The 3,409-nt window shown below is 43.4% G+C and carries 3 protein-coding genes and 1 pseudogene; all 4 read right to left on the reverse strand.

What is annotated here, in order from left to right:
- On the reverse strand, positions 1-215 hold a 215-nt coding region (locus QZV24_RS10170; protein WP_294523488.1), incomplete at its 3' end, for a C-GCAxxG-C-C family protein.
- A gap of 26 nt (positions 216-241) precedes the next feature.
- Positions 242-1,240, reverse strand: a complete 999-nt coding sequence (locus tag QZV24_RS10175) for an AIM24 family protein (RefSeq protein ID WP_294523490.1) — start codon at positions 1,238-1,240, stop codon at positions 242-244.
- A gap of 283 nt (positions 1,241-1,523) precedes the next feature.
- A complete protein-coding gene (locus QZV24_RS10625; protein ID WP_363138225.1) occupies positions 1,524-2,885 on the reverse strand; it encodes a flagellin in 1,362 nt (453 codons plus the stop codon).
- A pseudogene (locus QZV24_RS10185) lies at positions 2,886-3,305 on the reverse strand (flagellin); the annotation flags it as partial.
- Positions 3,306-3,409 lie beyond the last annotated feature (104 nt).

A 3,409-nucleotide genomic window follows, 5' to 3' on the forward strand; every position in this document is an offset into this window, starting at 1 on the left:
ACCCCGTGCATACCAAGTACCATTAGTCCGGCTGTAACAGCCCCGCACACGGAAGCCCGTTTCATACCACCGCCAAAATTATAGCCCAGATTAAAGGCCTGCTCCTTGCTCAGCCCCATTTCCTCCGCAAAGGGAATCAGCACCGACTGAGCGCAATTATAATGTAAGGTGGTATCATCCCGCAAAGTCTGGGCATACTCTGTATATTTACTCATTTCCAGCTCTCCATTCACATAATAATTCAGTCATCCAGGAAATTGTTAATCAATTTCAATGCGGATCCGGCCTTTGAAGCTGCTTTTGAACTTGGATTTGCATTGGAAGATGATGTATTGTCAATAGCTTTTTGTTCACCCAAATCATCAATAGGTGCTACGAGAATTTTGCCTGTTCCCCGATACACATTAACTACGCCTTCACCAGTTGCCATACTGCTAATAAAGGACTTATTAACTTTTTCTACAGTAAACTGCAAACTACCGGACCAGGCAACAGCATATGGACCATCAATTCTTGCTACACTGTCCTCAAGGGTAATCTCCAGCAGTTCATCATATGGTACAGAAGACTCCAATACAGCCACTCCATCCCCAACCAGCTTGGTATTGAACAATCCCTCACCGCCTAAAATTGCCGAGGAGAAATTAGCTCTGGACTGCATATCAATATTTATATTGCCGGAGCTTGCAAGATACATACCATCTTCCACAACGATTCCACCATCCCAATCGTTAGGATTGACCAAAATAATATGCTTATATGTTGGCTCAAGAATCAGTGTACCATTGCCTGAATACAGTGGTTTTACAGCTGATTCGTTATTTACAACACTCTTCACCATTTTTCCGAGAAAATCGCCGGCATCCTTTACATCTGATTTTACCGAAATATTGCCTACCATCATCTGCATAGCACCAGCCTGCAATCTATAGGCATCGTCCTTTAATTCAATCCAGACCTGACGCTTGCGTATGTTCATTTCAGATGCATAATACGCAAACATAGCCGAGAGCGGATTGGTTGACAAATCCTTTTTGTATTCATATACCTTTACCGACCCCAACTCAGACACGCAGCACCTATTTTTACCTTCCTCCTGCTTCAATGAAAAAGTACCATTGTACATAGGTTCACTATTTATTGGCCCGGCATTTGGCGCTGCTGAACCCAGTTGTGCTCCACAACTAGTGCAAAATCTTGATCCATCCGGCAATTGTTGTCCACAATTAGTACAAAACATACTATTCCCTCCATACCTACAAACATATACACAAATATTTACTATTGACCATCTTATCATATGTATTTGACCATTACAAATAATCGTCTAAAAACACAACAGCAGTCTGAAGTCCAATCATTCTCCAACGGTGGATTTAACGCATTATTTCGCCATATCCTAAAAAAATATATAAATTTTATAAAAAAATGTAATACCTTCTGTTTTAAATCGTATTATTGCATTAGCCTGTAAAACATACAAAAAGGCCCTAACCACTGATGGTTAGGACCATGATTGAAATTTAGCGCAACAGTTGTAAAACATTACTGCTATTTTGATTAGCCTGACCCAGCATAGACTGGGCTGTCTGCATTAGCACATTGGCTCTGGTATATGCCGTAAAGCTCTTGGCCATGTCGGCATCGCGAATAACACTTTCTGATGCAGTAACATTTTCATGGGCGGTTGTAATATTGGCCGCCGTAAACTCCAGCCGGCTCTCAATAGAGCCAATAATGGTCTGCTGTTTCAAGGCCCGGCTGATGGCCCGGTCAATAACCGTTATGGCCGAAGTGGCCTTTTGCTGGGTAGCTACGCTGACAGCAGTTCCGTCAGCTTTTGTAAGGCCCAAAGCCTCACAGCGCATATCACCTAACCCAACACTTATTGTCTGAGATGCTTTAGTACCTATCTGGAAGTAAGCACTCTTTTCCGGCTCAGAGCTTGCCGCCTGCTTGGCCATGTAGCGTAGAACCATATAGCCCGCTGCATAGGCACTGTCATCCGTAGGAGCCCCTGAATTCTCCAGTACATCCTTCAAAGTATCCGGGTCGTTGGCCAAGGACTGGATTTTACCCTTGCGGTAATCATCTATACCATGTATCAGCTCTGCCATACCTTCCTTAACATATTTAGGCAATTCATTAAAATTTTTAATATTGGCAGCCATAATGGCATGAGTCATTTCATGGGCCAAAGTACGGTCCAAGTAAAGCTGATTCGGGTCATCCTTTACCGCACCATTTTTATCAGTGAGATCAAGGTTTTTATAGTAGTGCATATTAACGGTGAGTTCCAGCTTGGTAGTAACGCCATCATGATAATAGTTTCTTACATAAGCCAAGCTGTCGGAAGATGGATCATCTTCAAATTTTACATCCATAGATTTCACAGAAGTGCCCTTTTCCCAGAAATTGATGGCAAAGGACTCATCCACCAGCCACATGCAGTTAGAGAGCCACTGGCTGTCCAGGGCACCGGCAATAGCCTTTTGCATGTCGTCACTAATATCATCAGGCCAATTCACCGTAAGTCCCCTGATAAACGAACTGCCCTTGGTGTTGCCACCATAAAATGCCTTTTCTTCCGGTACAACGGACTCTGCTGTTTTGGCCCGCTCACCGCCAGCATCAAGACCGGTAATGGATCCCGTATCATCATTATTCAGATTGATACCACAAACTTCCAAAAGGTCTCCATTACTATTTCTCATAGCCTCAACGAAGCTATTTATAAGGGATGCCTCATCCTCAAACATTCCAGAGGAACCAAATTTTATAGCCCCATCCAAAAGCTCCTGAGGCGTGCCGGAAGTGCATGCATCCAAATAAGTCATAAATGAAACAATGGAATCCTGCTGATCCGCTACCACATTGCCCCCCATAGCACCATTGACCAAATACTTTCCATTAAAAGTAACCAGAGCATTATCATCAATCTGGTTCATAAGCTGGTCCAGCTCTTTTTGAATAATGGCCCGATCACTGTCAGTATTAGTATCATTAGCTGCATCAATGGCCTTAGCTTTAAAGGTTCTAAGGGCATCCACCGTAGAAGACACCGCTCCTTCGGCTACCTTCATCATGCTGGAACCATTTTGTGTATTGGTTAGGGTCGCATTGAGACTCCGTACCTGCACCCGCATTCGTTCACTAATGGCATAGGCTGAAGCATCATCTGCCGCACTATTTATTTTCATGCCAGAGGACACCTGTTGGAGCTGTTTGGCTAGTTCCTTACTGTTCCGTCCCAGAACATTTAAGGTATTGATTGCCGACATATTGTTCTTAACCACCATGGCCATAGCGTATCATCCTTTCTGCGCTATCCCCATTGCGGGGAAATCTTCCATGTTTTAGCCATAACTGCAGAATATACATTTATCAATATTGTTATCGAAATAACCAC

Origin of the sequence: uncultured Anaerovibrio sp. (assembly GCA_902786545.1) — a bacterium.
GTDB lineage: Bacteria > Bacillota > Negativicutes > Selenomonadales > Selenomonadaceae > Anaerovibrio.